The sequence below is a fragment of the Bacillus nakamurai genome (assembly GCF_001584325.1).
In the GTDB taxonomy this organism is placed as follows: Bacteria; Bacillota; Bacilli; order Bacillales; family Bacillaceae; genus Bacillus; species Bacillus nakamurai.
In genome coordinates this window covers 1-15609 of sequence record NZ_LSAZ01000027.1, presented here as the reverse complement: position 1 = coordinate 15609, position 15609 = coordinate 1, and the positions used below count along the sequence as shown (strand labels likewise).

Annotated in this window: 18 protein-coding genes; 2 read left to right on the top strand and 16 right to left on the bottom strand. The window is 42.7% G+C overall.

Annotated features, from left to right (window positions below):
• Positions 1 to 4: 4 nt before the first annotated feature.
• The 16 genes from AXI59_RS12985 to degS all read right to left on the bottom strand — a co-directional run bounded on the left by AXI59_RS12985 (position 5) and on the right by degS (position 13464).
• A complete protein-coding gene (locus AXI59_RS12985) occupies positions 5 to 1525 on the bottom strand; it encodes a flagellar hook-associated protein 2 (RefSeq protein ID WP_061528450.1) in 1521 nt (506 codons plus the stop codon).
• Positions 1526 to 1781: 256 nt separating this feature from the next.
• Positions 1782 to 2783: a flagellin N-terminal helical domain-containing protein gene (locus AXI59_RS12980; RefSeq protein ID WP_061528449.1), complete on the bottom strand. Its 1002-nt coding sequence runs from the start codon at positions 2781 to 2783 to the stop codon at positions 1782 to 1784.
• Positions 2784 to 2925: 142 nt separating this feature from the next.
• Positions 2926 to 3150 carry a carbon storage regulator CsrA gene (gene csrA, locus AXI59_RS12975; RefSeq protein ID WP_061522663.1) on the bottom strand — a complete coding sequence of 75 codons (225 nt, stop codon included), beginning with the start codon at positions 3148 to 3150 and terminating at the stop codon, positions 2926 to 2928.
• A complete protein-coding gene (gene fliW, locus AXI59_RS12970) occupies positions 3144 to 3575 on the bottom strand; it encodes a flagellar assembly protein FliW (RefSeq protein WP_061528448.1) in 432 nt (143 codons plus the stop codon). Before fliW ends, csrA begins: the two co-directional genes overlap by 7 nt.
• A 33-nt stretch (positions 3576 to 3608) precedes the next feature.
• The gene (locus tag AXI59_RS12965; protein ID WP_061528447.1) at positions 3609 to 4178 is read right to left on the bottom strand and encodes a DUF6470 family protein; all 570 of its coding nucleotides are present in this window, start codon (positions 4176 to 4178) and stop codon (positions 3609 to 3611) included.
• A gap of 100 nt (positions 4179 to 4278) precedes the next feature.
• Positions 4279 to 5196 (bottom strand): flagellar hook-associated protein FlgL, encoded by a 918-nt coding sequence (gene flgL / locus AXI59_RS12960; protein ID WP_061522660.1) that lies wholly within the window; start codon positions 5194 to 5196, stop codon positions 4279 to 4281.
• An 11-nt stretch (positions 5197 to 5207) separates the two neighbouring features.
• Positions 5208 to 6725: a flagellar hook-associated protein FlgK gene (flgK, locus tag AXI59_RS12955; RefSeq protein WP_061528446.1), complete on the bottom strand. Its 1518-nt coding sequence runs from the start codon at positions 6723 to 6725 to the stop codon at positions 5208 to 5210.
• Positions 6726 to 6740: 15 nt separating this feature from the next.
• Positions 6741 to 7223 (bottom strand): flagellar protein FlgN, encoded by a 483-nt coding sequence (locus AXI59_RS12950; protein ID WP_061528445.1) that lies wholly within the window; start codon positions 7221 to 7223, stop codon positions 6741 to 6743.
• A gap of 14 nt (positions 7224 to 7237) precedes the next feature.
• Positions 7238 to 7504 (bottom strand): flagellar biosynthesis anti-sigma factor FlgM, encoded by a 267-nt coding sequence (gene flgM, locus AXI59_RS12945; protein ID WP_061522657.1) that lies wholly within the window; start codon positions 7502 to 7504, stop codon positions 7238 to 7240.
• Between the two features lie 69 nt (positions 7505 to 7573).
• Complete coding sequence (locus tag AXI59_RS12940; protein ID WP_061528444.1) at positions 7574 to 7993, bottom strand: TIGR03826 family flagellar region protein; 420 nt, start codon at positions 7991 to 7993, stop codon at positions 7574 to 7576.
• A 73-nt stretch (positions 7994 to 8066) separates the two neighbouring features.
• Complete coding sequence (locus AXI59_RS12935) at positions 8067 to 8756, bottom strand: amidophosphoribosyltransferase (RefSeq protein WP_061522720.1); 690 nt, start codon at positions 8754 to 8756, stop codon at positions 8067 to 8069.
• Positions 8757 to 8760: 4 nt separating this feature from the next.
• Positions 8761 to 9045, bottom strand: a complete 285-nt coding sequence (comFB, locus tag AXI59_RS12930; protein ID WP_061522655.1) for a late competence protein ComFB — start codon at positions 9043 to 9045, stop codon at positions 8761 to 8763.
• A 58-nt stretch (positions 9046 to 9103) separates the two neighbouring features.
• Entirely contained in the window at positions 9104 to 10483 is a 1380-nt protein-coding gene (locus AXI59_RS12925) for an ATP-dependent helicase ComFA (protein ID WP_061522654.1), read from the bottom strand.
• Between the two features lie 107 nt (positions 10484 to 10590).
• Complete coding sequence (locus tag AXI59_RS12920; RefSeq protein ID WP_061528443.1) at positions 10591 to 11439, bottom strand: DegV family protein; 849 nt, start codon at positions 11437 to 11439, stop codon at positions 10591 to 10593.
• A gap of 95 nt (positions 11440 to 11534) precedes the next feature.
• Positions 11535 to 12224: a two-component system response regulator DegU gene (gene degU, locus AXI59_RS12915; protein ID WP_003219701.1), complete on the bottom strand. Its 690-nt coding sequence runs from the start codon at positions 12222 to 12224 to the stop codon at positions 11535 to 11537.
• 76 nt (positions 12225 to 12300) lie between these two features.
• Positions 12301 to 13464, bottom strand: coding sequence for a two-component sensor histidine kinase DegS (gene degS, locus AXI59_RS12910; RefSeq protein ID WP_061522652.1), 1164 nt, complete (start codon positions 13462 to 13464; stop codon positions 12301 to 12303).
• 220 nt (positions 13465 to 13684) lie between these two features.
• On the opposite strand from degS, the gene AXI59_RS12905 reads away from it, so the two are divergent.
• Both AXI59_RS12905 and AXI59_RS12900 read left to right on the top strand, forming a co-directional pair.
• Positions 13685 to 14332, top strand: coding sequence for a YigZ family protein (locus tag AXI59_RS12905; RefSeq protein ID WP_061522651.1), 648 nt, complete (start codon positions 13685 to 13687; stop codon positions 14330 to 14332).
• 4 nt (positions 14333 to 14336) lie between these two features.
• Entirely contained in the window at positions 14337 to 15563 is a 1227-nt protein-coding gene (locus AXI59_RS12900) for an LCP family protein (protein ID WP_061528442.1), read from the top strand.
• Positions 15564 to 15609: the final 46 nt, after the last annotated feature.

The following is a 15609-nucleotide window of genomic DNA, read 5'->3' as shown; positions in this document are numbered from 1 at the left end:
AAAATTATGATGTTGAAGATCCTAACATCGACATGAGATATGAAGATTGGCTGTTCAATTTTTCTAAAGCCGACTCCATCGCGCTGAATTTTTTATAATATCTCGTTTCGATGTCATCCAGCTTCGTTTTCATATCAGAAATATTCTTTTCTACCTCATTCAAGTTTTTCCCGATTGAAAAGCTGGTCGATACAGAGCTTTCAGTTCCCGCTTGTTTTGTAATTTTTGTTTGCATCGCGCTTAACGTATCTTTTAATCTTCTGGCAATGCCCTGCTCTTCCGGATTTTTGGTCTTCGTGGTGTCGGGACTGTCTGCATTAAACAGCTTAGCCACCAGAGAAGGATTTTCAGTAATTTTCGCTTTCAATTTCGCTTCGTCTTTAATGACGAGCTTTCCTTGATCGGCATAGTTCTCAGACGTTTCGATACCAAAATCGGCAAGCTGATATTTTTTCCCGTCAATCGTCACGGGTGAATACAGATCAACCCGCATCTCTGACAAACCGCTTTGAAGCGTGCTGTCGCTCCGTAATAAACCGCTTTTTGCTTTTTCCTCCCACTGCTCAACCTGCTTATCAGTCATTGCCTCTCTCTGTTCATCGGTTAAGGGGGCATAGTCACGGTACTTTGATTCAGTCACCTTCGCGTTTACATTTTTAATTAACGTGTTGTATTTATCAACAAAATCTTTAATATTATTAAAAATACCGTCCGTATCAGTCGTGCTGTTAATCGTAACCGTTTTATTGTTTTCTGTTACGCTGTTTAACGTATATTTGATTCCGTTGATCGTGAAGTCATTTGACGTTTTCGTCATCTCAAGACCGTTAAACGTAAACTTCGCGTTTTTACCTTCCGCGTTTGCCGTCAGTTCATTTGTCGTATCATCCACGGCAAAACCGAGCTGATCCTTCAAAAAGCTTTTTGTCGTATCATCTCCTGCAGAAAGAGTAAATCCTTCCCCTGTTTTATTAGAAGTCAGCGCGATCGTATCCACATAATCCGTACCGTTAGAAATCTTTTCTTTTAAAGCCGTGACACCAAGTCCGGATTTGTTCAGTTTAGAAACTACATCATCAATCGTGTCGGTTGCAGAAATAGTGACACTTACTTCAGACGGCTTTGTTTCTCCCGGATTTGTGACATTGAATTTCAGGGTGCTGGCTTGACCTGAAGTGAAATTGATGGCGCCCGCGGATTTATACGTTGTCTGCGTAGCCAGCTGCTGAACTGACATGCTTGTTGATATATTTTGCTCAGCACCGACTGCAACAGCGCTGACACTGGAATCCGAACTCGTCACTGTTTTTTTATTCCAGTTTGTGGATAGCAGCATATTATTAAAAGTAGTTGAATACATGTCGGTAATTTGGGTATTCATGTCCCGATAAGCGTCACGCTTCCATTCTAGCGTCTGCTTTTGCTGGTTTAATTTATTCAGCGGCTGTTTTTCAGCTTCCATCAGCTTTTTAACCAATGAATCTACATCAAGACCGGAATTAAGACCTGTAATTCTTGTGACCATATGTACCTCTCCTTTTCGACTTTAGTCGTAGACGGCTCTATGAATTTCCGACTGTTTATCATATCACAGCACCGTGATTGCATGATCTTATTCTTATATCGGTCAGATTAAAATGTTTTCAATATTTTAACTGCAAATTATGACGATTCATTTTGTCAATTTCGTGCTTGCTTTGATACTCCGTGTGAGGTTTTGCCTGAGGGGAAATGCTGAAGAAATAAAAAAAGACCCTGGATAAACCAAGGTCTTTCCGCCATTAACCTTTAAGCAATTGAAGAACTTGCTGAGGCTGTTGGTTAGCTTGCGCAAGCATTGCTTGAGAAGCTTGAGTAAGAATGTTGTTTTTCGTGTACTCCATCATCTCAGAAGCCATGTCTACATCACGGATACGTGATTCAGCAGATGTCAGGTTCTCAGAAGAAGTACCAAGATTGTTGATTGTGTGCTCTAAACGGTTTTGAACCGCACCAAGTTTAGCACGCTCGCTAGATACTGTGTCGATAGCTGTTTTGATTGTTGTAAGAGCTGAAGACGCAGCTTTAGCAGAAGATGAGATGTCGATACCTTTAGATAATTTATCGCCTTCTTGTAATTTTTCAGTTCCTACAATATTTCCTTTAGTATCATAATATCCAGCTGCTTTTGTGACTTCACCAGAAGTTGGGTCTTTTACTTCATCTGACCAAGCAGCAGTGCTGTTTCCATCACCTGATTTAAGTGATCCATCTGCTTGAACTGTATAAGTCGTACCGACTTTTAAGCTTTCAGAATCCATCTTATTGATAGACAAAGTCATTGTTTGGCCTTCGTTAGCTCCGATTTGGAACGTAAGATCTTTTGCAGACCCGTCAAGAAGTTTTTTCGTGTTGAACTCAGTGTCAGTAGAGATTCTTGTTACTTCAGACGCTAATTGGTCCATCTCTTTTTGAAGCTCAGAACGGTCTGAATCTGTGTTTGTATCGTTCGCCGCTTGTGTAGCAAGCTCGCTCATACGCTGAAGAATGCTGTGAGTTTCATTTAATGCACCTTCAGATGTTTGGATAAGAGAGATTCCGTCTTGAGCGTTTTTAGACGCCATGTCTAAACCGCGGATTTGAGAACGCATTTTTTCAGAGATCGCAAGACCCGCAGCGTCATCACCAGCGCGGTTGATGCGAAGACCTGAAGATAATTTTTCCATGTTTTTTGAAGCAGCGTTTGAACCTGCATTCAGCTGACGGCTTGTGTTAAGAGCCGCGATATTGTGGTTGATTCTCATTTTGTATTTCCTCCCTGAATTGTTTTTCGCACGTCCTTGTGCATATGTGCAGCTTCATTCAAAAGAAGATATTTCCTCCCAATGGCTACACTATATATATCGGATGGCCGCTTCTATTGTTTATATAAAAATAAAAAAATCCTCACTTTTTTTGTGAGGATAAATTAAACAATAAATCAGTATTAAAAGAAACCGCTCTGTTGTTTTCTTCCAGGATGGACAGGTATATTTCTTTACGGTGGATATCAACGTGCTGAGGGGCTTCGATTCCCAGCTTCACCTGCTCTCCTTCAATCGCAATCACTTTTATTTCAATATCGGGACCAATCTGAATGGATTCATTCACTTTTCTCGATAAGACTAACATGATCCTCCTCCTATCAAATGTTTAGTTTCAAAGGAAGCATCATGTAAAATGATTTGTTTTGCCTTCATTTCCTTTTTATTGACGACAATCGGCGCTTTTAAATTAGCTGTTGTGTTTTCAAACGGCTCTTCAATCGTTAAAATCGCCATAACCTCAACGTCTTCTATGTTTTCGATATTCAAAAGCTCAATCGTCGCGTTATCAATATCGAATTCGTACCCTTTAAAGAAAATAAACGGACTGGCGACAATGAAGGCGATGTGCTCCTGTTTGACAGATTGCAGCGCTAAAAACGGCGAATCCTTTGACAAAGGAAGAACAACAAATTGGGTCTCGTCATTAAACCCGGGCAAGCCGCTTTCAAATGAGATAATCTGCCCTTCGTCTATTCTGATTTCCCCGTGGTATTTTGTTTGAATAATCATGCTTCACAATCAATCCTTTACAACTTTCATCTTTTATTCTGTTTTGCCGTCATCAACCGAAATCGTTACTTTAGGATCTTGCACCATATCAATCTGAACTTCACCCGGTGTGTAATTCCATATCGGTTTATGGGCGACGGCTTCAATTGACGGCTTGTGAGCTTCAATATCAACCGTAAGCTCTGAAGGAATACAGTCAATGTCGACAAGAAACTGCGCAGGCAGAAAGTCACTGAATTCGCCGAATGGATCGGGCGGGCTGACATCGGCTGCCTGTCTGGCCATGACATTACCCGTTTTCTTTTCAATAGCAGCCATTTCTTTCCCTTCCCTGACCGTTTTTGCAATAAATTCACTGCAGGCTTCCGCCCCTTTTTGGGCAGCTTCAGCGTTAAGCTTTTCAAAAGACTTCAGATTAAGATTCTCCCAAGCCCTCGTCTGATCAATGGTCAATTTTGCCGGGGTGCTTTCAATTTTCAAATCGGCCGGCGGCTGCTCAATTTCCAAGTCGGCCGGCGGCTGTTCCATCTCGATTTCTTCCTTCTGAATGGTAATACCGATTTTAGCAGGCACACTGTCAATAATCAATCTCGGCATCTGCACAGAAATCCCTCCTCAGTTTGCATGTTCTAGTAAAAAAAGCGATCTCCCTGTTGTGAGTCGCTTTTTTTATAGAGTCTGAAATGGCAGATGAAATGTATTGTTATTTCAGAAAGTCAATCAGTGACGGCTGAATGATATTTGCATTTACAGACAGTGCTGCTTTATGAACAGTTTGCTGAGACAAATAATCAACAATCACATCTTCCATTTCTACATCTTCATTATCCGATAACACTTTTTCTGCTGTTGCAGCTTGAGATTCAAGCCTTGTCTGAACGAGTTCCAAGCGGTTTGTCCGTGCGCCGATGTTTGATTTCTCAGCATTCATTTTATCCGTAAAGCCGTCGATGTCTGACAGAATCTTATCTGAATCAGCATCTGAAAGAGTGCCTTTACTTAATGAGTCTTCTAATGAATTAAGAAATTGAAATACATTATCACCATTTTGAGCGACTCCCCCAAAGGCGGAATTCGGATCTGAATTCACCTTCAGCACCGCTCCGTTCGAGATATTAATATTAACATCTGAAGAGCTGGTATAGTTCTCATAATTGTACGTGTATGTACCGTCGGCGTTTTCAGTGATCGGCGGAACATCTGAATTCGTTCCGTTAAACAGGTAACGGCCGTTTACTTGAGTGTTTGCGATAGAAACGAGCTGTTTTTTCAGCTGGCCGACTTCCGTTCCGATTGCCTTTAATTCCGTTTCACCGTTTGAATCACTTTTGGCCTGAACCATCAAATCACGTATTTTACCCATAACATCCGTTGCCGAATTTACGCTTGATTCCGAGTTTTCCAGCCATGTAAAACCTTGTGAAACGTTTCTTTGGTACTGCTTGACTTGCGCAAGCTGAGTGCGGTACTGCATTCCCTTCATCGCTACAACCGGATCATCAGAAGCTTTCGTGATTTTTTTCCCTGTAGACACTTGCTGCTGAAGCCGATCGAGTTTGTCATAACTTGAGCCGATAAATCGAAGAGAATTTTTAGCGATCATCCCTTGAGTTACTCTCATTTACTTATCTCCTATCTTCCTCCGGTGCCCATACCGTTAATAATTTTATCGTATATTTCATCCTGCATTGTAATGATTCGCGCAGCTGCATTATAAGCATGCTGAAACTGAATCATATTTGTCATTTCTTCATCTAATGAGACCGCACTGACCGATTGTCTCCGTTCATCAGCTGAAAGGGTATTGCTTTCAGAGTTCTTCATAAGATTGGCGGCCTTCTGCGAATTGACGCCGAGTTTCCCGATAAGGGACTCATAAAAGTCGTTAATCGTTGTGGTCTCACCGTTAATTGTCAGCTTGCTGTTTTGCACTGCGGCTAAGTTAGTCGCATTTGCGCCGTCGCTTTTTTGTCCATTTAATGAAGCTGCGATATTGTCAGTGGATGCAAGAATTTTGTCACTGACTTTAATTTTGGCCGCCGCCCCTTTTGTCGGCACGGCTTCGTCCCCGCTGAAATCAAAGAAGGCTCCGCCCTGTTCGCCCGTATACGTCTTTCCGTTTTCATGGACTGTGTTAAACGCATTCACAAAGGAAAGAGCCATGTCATCAAGAGCCGAAAGCATTTCCGGATAAAGTCCTTTTTCCTCTCCATTTGACATATAGCCGTATGACTCAATCAAACCTAAAAGTGATCCTTTGCCGGAAAAAGCATCTGCATTAACGGTGCTGTCCCCTAAGGAAACACTCGCAACAAGTCCGCTGTCTTTGTCATAGTTTATTTTCATTTCAGAAACGGTTTTGGTTTTACCGTCCAGCAGCGTTCCGATTGAATTGTTATTGCCGTTAAGCAATTCCACATTAACCGTGCCTTCAGCGATTGCCAAAGCGTTGCCGCCTGACTTATTATATGAAATCTTTATATTTGTCATAGAAGATAATTGATCAAGCAAACTATCTCTTTTGTCATATAAATCATTAGGCAGCATGCCGCTCGGTTCAACGGCGGCTATTTGAGTATTCAGGTCGTTCAGCTGATTAAGAATAGAATTGACCTGATCCGCGGTATTATCCAAATTCTTTTTAATATCGCCTTGAATATTCGTCAGTGAGTTTGATATATAGTTAAAGCTCTCCGCAAGAGATTTTCCTTGCTCCTGTAATACCGAGCGCGCCCCCGTATTTTCCGGATTCGTCGCCAGATCCTGAAGTGCATTCCAAAAAGAATTGAGCGATCCGTTTAATCCGTTATCATCAAGTTCTTTCATGACGCCTTCCATTTGTGATAATGAATTTGAACGGGCGGTATAGTAACCTAATTTTGTGTTTTCAGTTCTGTATTGATAATCTAAAAAGCTGTCTCTGACTCGTTCCACTGAACCCGCTTTTACACCGGTTCCGATTTGTCCCGCTATCAGCTCGCTATTTTTCGATACAGCAGGGTAAGGGCTCGTTGATTGCAGAGATACGCGCTGCCTCGTATATCCTTCTGTATTTGCGTTTGCAACGTTATTTGAAACTGTGCTCAAAGCAGTCTGCTGCGCACTCAGCGCACGCCTGGCTGTTTCGAGGCCCATAAAAGTCGATGGCATTGAAAATCCTCCGTTCTAAGCTTTTGAATCGAACAATGTCAAGCGGCTGACAGGCTGGCGGGCCGCTTGCGGCTCTTTATAATTCATATTTCCTTTTTCACCCGGCATTATCATGTCAAATGCAGTGGAAATGAATTGTAAAGCCTGAATCGTCAGCTGCTTATTCATCTCATTTACTTCTTTAAGACGGTCAAGAAGCGCAGAAAGAGATTGAAATAATCCTTCAAGCTCCTGTTTTTCACTGCCTGAAGTTTTAGTGATACACGCAGCGATCGTGTTATCTTCACCATGGCTGAGAAATTGTGAAGTTAACTTGATCCGTTCTTCTTCTGTCTGTCCGATTGCCTGAATGTATTTTTGCTCTTTTGTCAATATGTTAGAAAGCTCTTTTGTTTTACCTGCTTTCAGCGCTTCCGTTTTCTCCTCAGACAGCGTGAGCAGATGTTCATGCAGTACGCAAAGTCGCTTCAGTTGATCAATAATTGGCTTTGCTGACATTCGCTTTCTCCTTTTTATTGCTTTTTATAGAAATTAACTATCTTTTCAGCGATGCTGTTTGAATCTATTTTATATGTTCCGCTCTCAATATCAGCTTTCAGCTGAGCGATTTTTTCCTGGCGTGAGTTAGTGACCGCATCTGACGCATTTTGAAGTTCTTTTGCATGAGAAGAAATTTCCACTTTGTCTTTCGGCTTTGCAGCCTCTTTTTGTACGGCTTGCTTTTCGTAATTTTTTTGATATGGATTAACGGATTGTGTTCCGTACTGATTGATTTTCATAGGATTCCTCTCGCTTTCTGTTTGCAGTCTAATTCTTTTATCGACTGCGTTATCAGTTAGTTTAGGGAATCAGGTGTTTTTGGTATTATAGGCATAGTAAGTGTCTTTAGAACTACTTCCACCTTTAGATTCAGCGGCTTTCTCTTGGTTCATATGGTCTAATTGCGACTCAATATCAGACTGGCAGGATGTGCAGAACTTGCCTGTTCTGATTGAATTTCCGCATCGTTCACAAGGATATGCCAAATTAGGAAGCTGGCTGATCTGAATCCTTTTTTGTTTGACAAACTTGAGGATCAGCTCTTCTTCCACACCTGTTTCTTCAGTAATCTGCTGCATCGTCGACTGCCTGTTTGTTTGCTTTCTTAAAAATTTATAGACGGTTTCAAAATCTTTTTCTTCTTCTTTAATACACGCTTGGCATACGGTTTGCAGGTTCGTTTTAAAAAATAATGCATTGCACTTTGGACAATTCGCCAATTCACCCATCGTTTTAACTCCTATTCATTCTTTAATCTGCCTGATATTTCTATCAATTATATCGGCAAAAAAAGCGAATGATTTAGCTCCTGATTAAAGTAAAAGAGGAAACCGATAATGCTTTGCCTTTCGTCAACAAGACTTCGGCAGCTTGGTGTAATGTGGCACCCGTCGTATAAATATCGTCTATTAATATGACGTTCATACCCTCAGCGGAGTTTACTCTGCATGAAAACTTTTTTTCTGCGGAAAGCCGTTCCGCTTTGCTCTTTTTGGATTGTTTTTCATTGTTCAGCCGGATGAGGGGAGAAGTGACCGGCCTGCCGAGCAGGGAAGCCAGCAGCTCGGATTGATTGAATCCGCGTTCCGCTTGCCGTTCAGCGCTCAGCGGAATAGGGACGAGGATATGTGTGTTTGTTGGGTACACCGCTTTAAATCCGGCAGCAAAATCACGTTGGTATGCTTTGATGATTTTCGCATCACCCCTGAATTTAAACCGGGCTAATGAGTCCTTCATCGCCTCATTATACAAATAAACCGAGCGGTTTTGCCGCAATAAAAGGCGCGGTTCTGTTTTTGCTTCCCGCGCCAGACAATCAGCGCATTTCCGGCTTGTTTGCTGAGGCCTTCCGCACATATTGCATACGGGCCCTGCAATCTTTTCAAATTGATTGCTGCATGTGCTGCATACATCATGGTCCGGTGCCAGAGAAAATAACGACCTCCATGTCAGTGAACCGGAAATTGGCGAATCGCATAATAAACAGTTCAGAGATTTACGCTCCTTCCCTCGCTTCACAGAACTCGCTCGGATTGACAGAAACAATCGCCGCTGATTCAGCCAGAATGACGAGCAAAGCCGTATTTTTTTGTTTATCAACCAGTTCCGCTTTTGCATAGGCCACTTTCTTTTTATCTGTAACATAAGCCGGCTCAGCCCGATTTAGTGAAAGTGCCAGAACATCATTTTTACAAACTCGGCACGTGCATTTCATATTAAGCTGGGGCATATAGCGATCGAGAAGTTCCTTCAATACGATTTCTTTTGAATTGACAAGCATGTTGACAGCTCCTCATTGGAAAAGTATGAGTATACTGTATCATGTTTTCAGAAATTAACTAGTCTATCAAATTATTTTTTTGTGCCAATTTGTTCATATATTTTATATGTTTTTTTGCTTTTTTCATTCCATTTGTTATTCCAAAATGAAACAAGACGACTTCCCCATTAAAATATTTGTAATGTCTGCCTGTCCGGCCTGCGATTTGCACAAGAGCGCTCTCTGTGAAAATAGGTGATTCAGCGCCGAGGACACACGTCTGAACCTTCGGAACGGTTACTCCTCTTTCTAAAATGGTGGTGGTGATTAACAGATCGAGCCGGCCGTCTCTGAACCGCTTTACTTTTTCCTTTCTGGATGTATCTTCCGCGTGAACGCCTTCTGCCCGAATGTTTAATTTTTTAAAATAATCGGCTGCTTTGTTAAGCACGAGGACCGACGGAACGAATAAAAAAACAGGCAGCCCGGCTTCCAGCTTTTGATAGACCCACGCCATGACGGAGGACGGCAGCTTTCCATTCGCAAGCTTCTTCTGCCAATTACCGCACCATAAAAACCGCGGCTCAGGCAAAGGCTTTCTATGATATCTGGCCGGTATACGAACGGCTTTCAAGAGACCTGATCCGGCTTTCTTTTTTAAGGTTTCGCTGGGAGTGGCAGTCACATAAACGAGGGTGCTGTCTTTCTTTCTGGCTTTATCGACGGCAAATTGGAGTGTTTGATCGGCAGAAAAAGGAAATGCATCTACTTCGTCAATAATCATCACATCAAAAACATCTTTGCAGCGTATGAGCTGGTGGGCGGTTGATATCATGAGCGGAGTCAGGCTGCCTTTATCTTCACTGGCACCGTACAGGGCAGAAATAGCGACGTTCTCAAAGGCTTTTTTCAGTCTCGGCAGCAGCTCTAATACGACATCAGTCCGTGGTGTAGCGATACAGACACGCAAGCCGTGATTAAGCGCAAACTCTATGCCGGGAAACAGCATCTCCGTTTTCCCCGATCCGCAAACCGCCCATATCAGCAGCTCTTCTTTCTTTTTCATCGCTTCTATAATTGCGCCGGCCGCTTCCTGCTGTCCTTCTGTCAGCGTCCCTTGCCACGAAAGCTTTACAGGCTCCCAGCAGTTTTCATCTTTTTTGTTCCAACTATATAAAGGGGTTATTTCGTCAGCCCTCCCCATCATGACACAAGAACGGCAATAGATAATGTGCCTGTCAGCAGATGCGGAGCAAAAGGATGCAAAGTATTCTTGATCATTTTGGCCGCAGCGGCAGCAAACAAAGCGATTTATATGTTGAATAACCGACGGCTCAGCTTTTATATATCCTTTCTCTATATAACGGCTGATGCATTCATCAGAAAACGGAAGCTCCGTTCTCAGCAAATGGCGCCCATAAAGGAAATCATGCAGAACAGATGATTCGGCATCGGTCATTTTCCCGGCCTCCTTTCTACGCAAAGTATGCCTGACGGGGGGTTTTATGTCGAATTGCGAAAATAAGAAAATAAAAAATCTCCGTCCTCGAAAACGGAGATTTCCACTTAATTTTTAAAACACCAGGCAATTCCGATTGCTCCTTCGCCCAGATGGGTTCCGATAACGGCTCCGAAATAGCTGTTATAAAATTCGACATGAGGATATTTCCGGCTCAGCTCTTCAATGATATCACCGGCTTCTTCCTCTCGGTTTGCATGGATGACAGCAGCCTGCATCGGGATTCCTTTACTGGCATCTTCGTCTAAAAGCTCAAAAATTCTAGAAATCGCTTTTTTGCGTGTCCGAATCTTCTCAAAAGGCACAATTACCTTATTGTCAAAATGAAGAATAGGCTTTACCTTTAACAGACCGCCGATAAAAGCCTGCGCGCTGCTTAAACGCCCGCCCCGCTGAAGATGTGCTAAGTCATCGACCATAAAATAGGCCCGTACAGTTTTTTTCATCTCTTCCAATTCTTTTATGATCGCTTCCGGTGAATCAGCGCCGTCCTTAATAAGCTGTGCCGCTTTTAGTGCATAGAAGCCCTGTGCCAAACAGCTGATTTCCGAGTCAAAAGGATAAACTTCGATATGGTCAACCATCGCATTAGCCGAGGCTGCACTGTTATAGGTTCCGCTGATTCCGCTCGAGAGATGAATGCTGATGACTGCATCGTATGATTTGCCGAGTTCTTCGTACAATGCGATTAATTCGCCAAAAGAAGGCTGGGACGTAGTCGGAAGTTCATCATGATTTTTTACTTCTTTATAAAAGCTTCTCCAGTCCAGTTCCGTTTCTTCACGGTACGTTTTCTCTCCGAAAACCACTTGAAGAGGGATCATGTGAATATGATTCTCCTCCCTCATCTCTTTCGGAATATATGCTGTACTGTCTGTTACAACTGCAATATTCATCACTATACCTGCCTTATAAAGTACTTAATCAGTATTTTAATTGATATTAAGCAATAAAAAAAGACTTGCCATAATAGGCAAGTCCTCATACATGTCTAACGCATTTCTACCCAGCCATTTTTAATGGCTACGACTACGGCTTGTGTCCGGTCATTTACATTCATTTTTTGCAAAATATTACTTACGTGGTTTTTCACTGTTTTTTCACTGATAAACAGCGACTCACCGATTCCGCGGTTGCTTTTTCCGTCTGCAAGCATTTGCAGCACTTCACATTCCCGTCTTGTTAATATATGTAATGGTCTCCGAATTTCCGGATAAACCTCATGCTGAGGATGAGCAGAAACTCCGCTTGTTGCAAGACGGCGGAATTCATTGACAAGATTGTGGGTTACTTTCGGGTGAAGGTAAGAACCGCCCTCGGCTACCACTTTGACTGCTTCAATTAACGTATCCGCATCCATTTCTTTCAGCAGATAACCTCTTGCACCCGTTTTTAAAGCATGTGTTACATAATTTTCATCATCATGAATGGAGAGGATGATTACCTTAGACTCAGGATACAGCTCAACCAGCTGTTTAGTGGCCTCTACTCCATTTACATTCGGCATATTAATATCCATTATGACTACATCGGGATGATAGTGCTCAACAATACGAGCCGCCTCATCTCCATCGTCACCTTCTGCTACCACTTCAAAGGTAGGTTCAAAATCCAGTATTCGCTTTACACCCTCACGAAATAATTGATGGTCGTCGATAATAACAATGTTTACTTTAGTCACACGCTACGCCTCCTCATCCTATTGTTCTATATACGCCGCTGTTCGGTCAATATGTCTTTTGGCTCTATTTAACAGTTTATAGGCCAAGAGATAAAGGAACCTTAATCATGATAAATGTCCCAAGACCTATTTTAGAGTCTATCGTTATTGTCCCTTCAAGCAAATCTACTCTTTCTTTCATTCCCAGCAAACCGAAGGACTTGTTCTTTTTCTGTTTTGCTTCCTTAACATCAAAACCTTTTCCGTTATCCTTTATAATGAGGATAACAAAATCCGCGGTCACTTCTACTTTAACTGTAATCTCTTCCGATTCCGAATGCTTTAACGCATTTGTGACAGCTTCCTGGGCGAGCCTGAAAAGAGCCACCTCAAACTGAGGGGCAAGCCGCTTGCTTTCCGTATCTCCAATACATTGAAAATGTATTTTCACCTTTCCGTTGTATTCTTCAGTTGTATAAAGATATTTTCTCAGTGTCGGAATCAGCCCCAGATCATCAAGAGCCATCGGTCTTAAATCATATATAATCCTTCTGACTTCGTAAAGGGCATTCCGCACATTCTGACGCAGATTTCTGATTTCCTGAAAGCCGTCCTCTGTACCGCGGTCGCGGAAAATCCGTTCTATTAATTCAGATCTCATCATGACATTTGCCAGCATTTGCGCCGGTCCGTCATGAATTTCTCTCGATACTCTTTTTCTTTCTTCCTCTTGGGCTTCTATAATTCTTAAACCGAAATCTTGTTTAGCCTGCGCATCGGCAAGCAGCAGCCCCACTTGGCGGAGATCTTGATTTAAGTAATTGAGAACGACGGTTATTTGGCTGACCAATGATTCCGACCGTTCAATGATTTCCTGAAGGCCCAAAAGCCGGCGTTCTAAATCATCCCTCCGCTCCCGCAGCTGTTTTTCACGCTGCTGGATCATCGTCAGTTCCACTTGCAGCTTATGCGCTTTTTCATAGGCATTGCGAATTTCTTCTTCGCTGAATTTATGGAAGTTTCTGCTGACCTCTGACAAGCGGTTTCTCGCATGCCGGGTATGAACTTCAAGTTTATCGCCAAGCTCAATGACTTCGTATACTTGCTGTTTGATCTGTTTCAGTTCCTCGACCAATTGCTCGTATTGCTGACGCGACTGTTCTCCGATTTGAAAAACCTCGTCCTTGCTCCCGTCCACGGTTTTCAGCATTTTCATGAGTATAGAGTCCAAAACCTTGGAGTCCATCTTCGATTTGTTCATCAGTCTCCCTCCGTAACGGTGTTGTTATGTATTTTTATTATAAATGTAATTGAACTGCAATTTATGTCGAATTATAATGAAAGAATGCGTATATTCTAGAAAAAAACATTTTTATATACTTTCTTACTCTTTCATGATACCAAAATATGCGCAAAAATTCTAAAGTCTGTTCGAATTTGTAGAAACAAGTCTTTTATGCTTGTCAGGAGGGTCTGCAATCATGCTGCACAGCTATTTAACTGTTAAAGAGGCGGGTGAACATGAGATTGTGATTGAAAAATCACGATTTATCTGCCATTTAAGCCGTGTTGCTTCTGAAACGGAAGCGCAGGAGTTTATTCAAAGGATAAAAAAACAGCACTGGAATGCGACTCATAACTGCTCAGCTTATTTGATCGGAGAAACAGATCATATACAAAAGGCGAATGACGACGGAGAACCAAGCGGCACAGCCGGCGTTCCCATGCTGGAAGTGCTGAAAAAACGGGGGCTGAAAGATACCTGCGCAGTGGTTACCCGTTATTTCGGCGGAATTAAGCTTGGTGCCGGCGGATTGATTCGCGCTTACGGAAAGTCAGTGTCTGAAGGATTAAATCATATAGGAGTCGTGGAGCGGAAGCTGATGCGGGTCATGCATACATCGGCTGATTATACATGGCTTGGAAAGATAGAGAACGAACTGAGAGAATCAGTTTTTTTACTGAAGGACATCCATTATGCTGAAAATGTCGAATTCGAAACGTACGTTGAAGAAAAAGACAAAGAAGCATTTATCGAGTGGATAACAGAGTTAACGAACGGCAAGAGTGATAATAAAGAGGGAGACCTGACGTATTTAGAAACAGACGTCAATCCTAAAGGAGACTAATGTCATGGCTGAACGTGTAAGAGTACGTGTTCGAAAGAAAAAGAAGAAAAGCAAACGAAAGATTATATTTAAAAGAATTATGCTGCTGCTCACCCTAGTTTTGTTAGTCGCTGCCGGGGTAGGCGGATATAAAGTATACAAAACGATTAATGCGGCCGATCATTCCTACGATGCCCTCTCCCGCGGAGATAAGTCAAAGCTCAGGGACGAAGTCATCGACATGAAGAAAAAACCGTTCTCCATTTTGTTTATGGGTATTGAAAATTATGCGACAAGCGGTAAAGGCGGCCGGTCAGATTCTCTTATTGTCGTTACCCTTGATCCGAGAAATAAAACAATGAAAATGCTGAGTATTCCGCGGGATACGCGTGTGACGCTTGCCGGGGATACAACTGGTAAGAAGACCAAAATCAATGCCGCTTTTTCTAAAGGCGGTGCGGATGAGACCGTATCAACCGTCGAAGACTTTCTAGGCATCCCGATTGACAAGTATGTCACGGTCGATTTTAACGGATTTAAGGATGTCATCGACGAGGTCGGCGGAATCGATGTAAAAGTTCCGTTTGATTTTGATGAGATGAGTGACGTCAGTAAAAAGAAACGGATCTACTTTAAGAAAGGCAACATGCATTTGAATGGCGAGCAGGCCCTTGCTTACGCGCGGATGAGAAAGCAGGATAAACGAGGGGACTTCGGCCGTAATGACCGTCAGAAGCAAATCTTAAACGCACTGATCGATCAAATGTCTAAAGCAAGCAATATTGCTAAGATTGATAAGATCGCTGAAAAAGCAAGCAACAACGTACAAACGAATATTCGTATCACTGAAGGTTTGGCCCTGCAGCAAATTTACAGCGGCTTTACCAGCAAAAAGATTGATACGCTGACCATTACAGGGTCAGATTTATATCTAGGCGGCGGCGGAACCGCATCAACGGGCGGAACTTACTATTTTGAACCGGATGCAGCCAACCTCGCAAAAGTACGTGAGACATTGCAGAAACATTTAGATTATCCGACAGGAAGCCCGAGCACAGACAATACGACTGATTCGACTTCAGGCAGTACGGGCACTGACGGCACCACTGGTTCGACTTCAGGCAGTACAGGCACTGACGGCACCACTGGTTCGACTTCAGGCAGTACAGGCACTGCCAGCACCGGCAGTTCACAGACAACTGACGGCGCTGGCGATACAAATCCAAACAGCACTTCTGGTTCTTCCTACTGATAAATATGAAGCCCGATCCTTTGTATTGGACTGACCCCCGTTTTTG

Bases quoted from the DNA above. Each gene is read 5' to 3' on its own strand.
- AXI59_RS12985 (WP_061528450.1), bottom strand. From the start codon at position 1,525: ATGGTCACAAGAATTACAGGTCTTAATTCCGGTCTTGATGTAGATTCA.
- AXI59_RS12980 (WP_061528449.1), bottom strand. From the start codon at position 2,783: ATGAGAATCAACCACAATATCGCGGCTCTTAACACAAGCCGTCAGCTG.
- csrA (WP_061522663.1), bottom strand. From the start codon at position 3,150: ATGTTAGTCTTATCGAGAAAAGTGAATGAATCCATTCAGATTGGTCCC.
- fliW (WP_061528448.1), bottom strand. From the start codon at position 3,575: ATGATTATTCAAACAAAATACCACGGGGAAATCAGAATAGACGAAGGG.
- flgL (WP_061522660.1), bottom strand. From the start codon at position 5,196: ATGAGAGTAACTCAAGGGATGATCGCTAAAAATTCTCTTCGATTTATC.
- flgK (WP_061528446.1), bottom strand. From the start codon at position 6,725: ATGCCATCGACTTTTATGGGCCTCGAAACAGCCAGGCGTGCGCTGAGT.
- AXI59_RS12950 (WP_061528445.1), bottom strand. From the start codon at position 7,223: ATGTCAGCAAAGCCAATTATTGATCAACTGAAGCGACTTTGCGTACTG.
- flgM (WP_061522657.1), bottom strand. From the start codon at position 7,504: ATGAAAATCAATCAGTACGGAACACAATCCGTTAATCCATATCAAAAA.
- AXI59_RS12940 (WP_061528444.1), bottom strand. From the start codon at position 7,993: ATGGGTGAATTGGCGAATTGTCCAAAGTGCAATGCATTATTTTTTAAA.
- comFB (WP_061522655.1), bottom strand. From the start codon at position 9,045: ATGCTTGTCAATTCAAAAGAAATCGTATTGAAGGAACTTCTCGATCGC.
- AXI59_RS12925 (WP_061522654.1), bottom strand. From the start codon at position 10,483: ATGACCGATGCCGAATCATCTGTTCTGCATGATTTCCTTTATGGGCGC.
- AXI59_RS12920 (WP_061528443.1), bottom strand. From the start codon at position 11,439: ATGAATATTGCAGTTGTAACAGACAGTACAGCATATATTCCGAAAGAG.
- degS (WP_061522652.1), bottom strand. From the start codon at position 13,464: ATGAACAAATCGAAGATGGACTCCAAGGTTTTGGACTCTATACTCATG.
- AXI59_RS12905 (WP_061522651.1), top strand. From the start codon at position 13,685: ATGCTGCACAGCTATTTAACTGTTAAAGAGGCGGGTGAACATGAGATT.
- AXI59_RS12900 (WP_061528442.1), top strand. From the start codon at position 14,337: ATGGCTGAACGTGTAAGAGTACGTGTTCGAAAGAAAAAGAAGAAAAGC.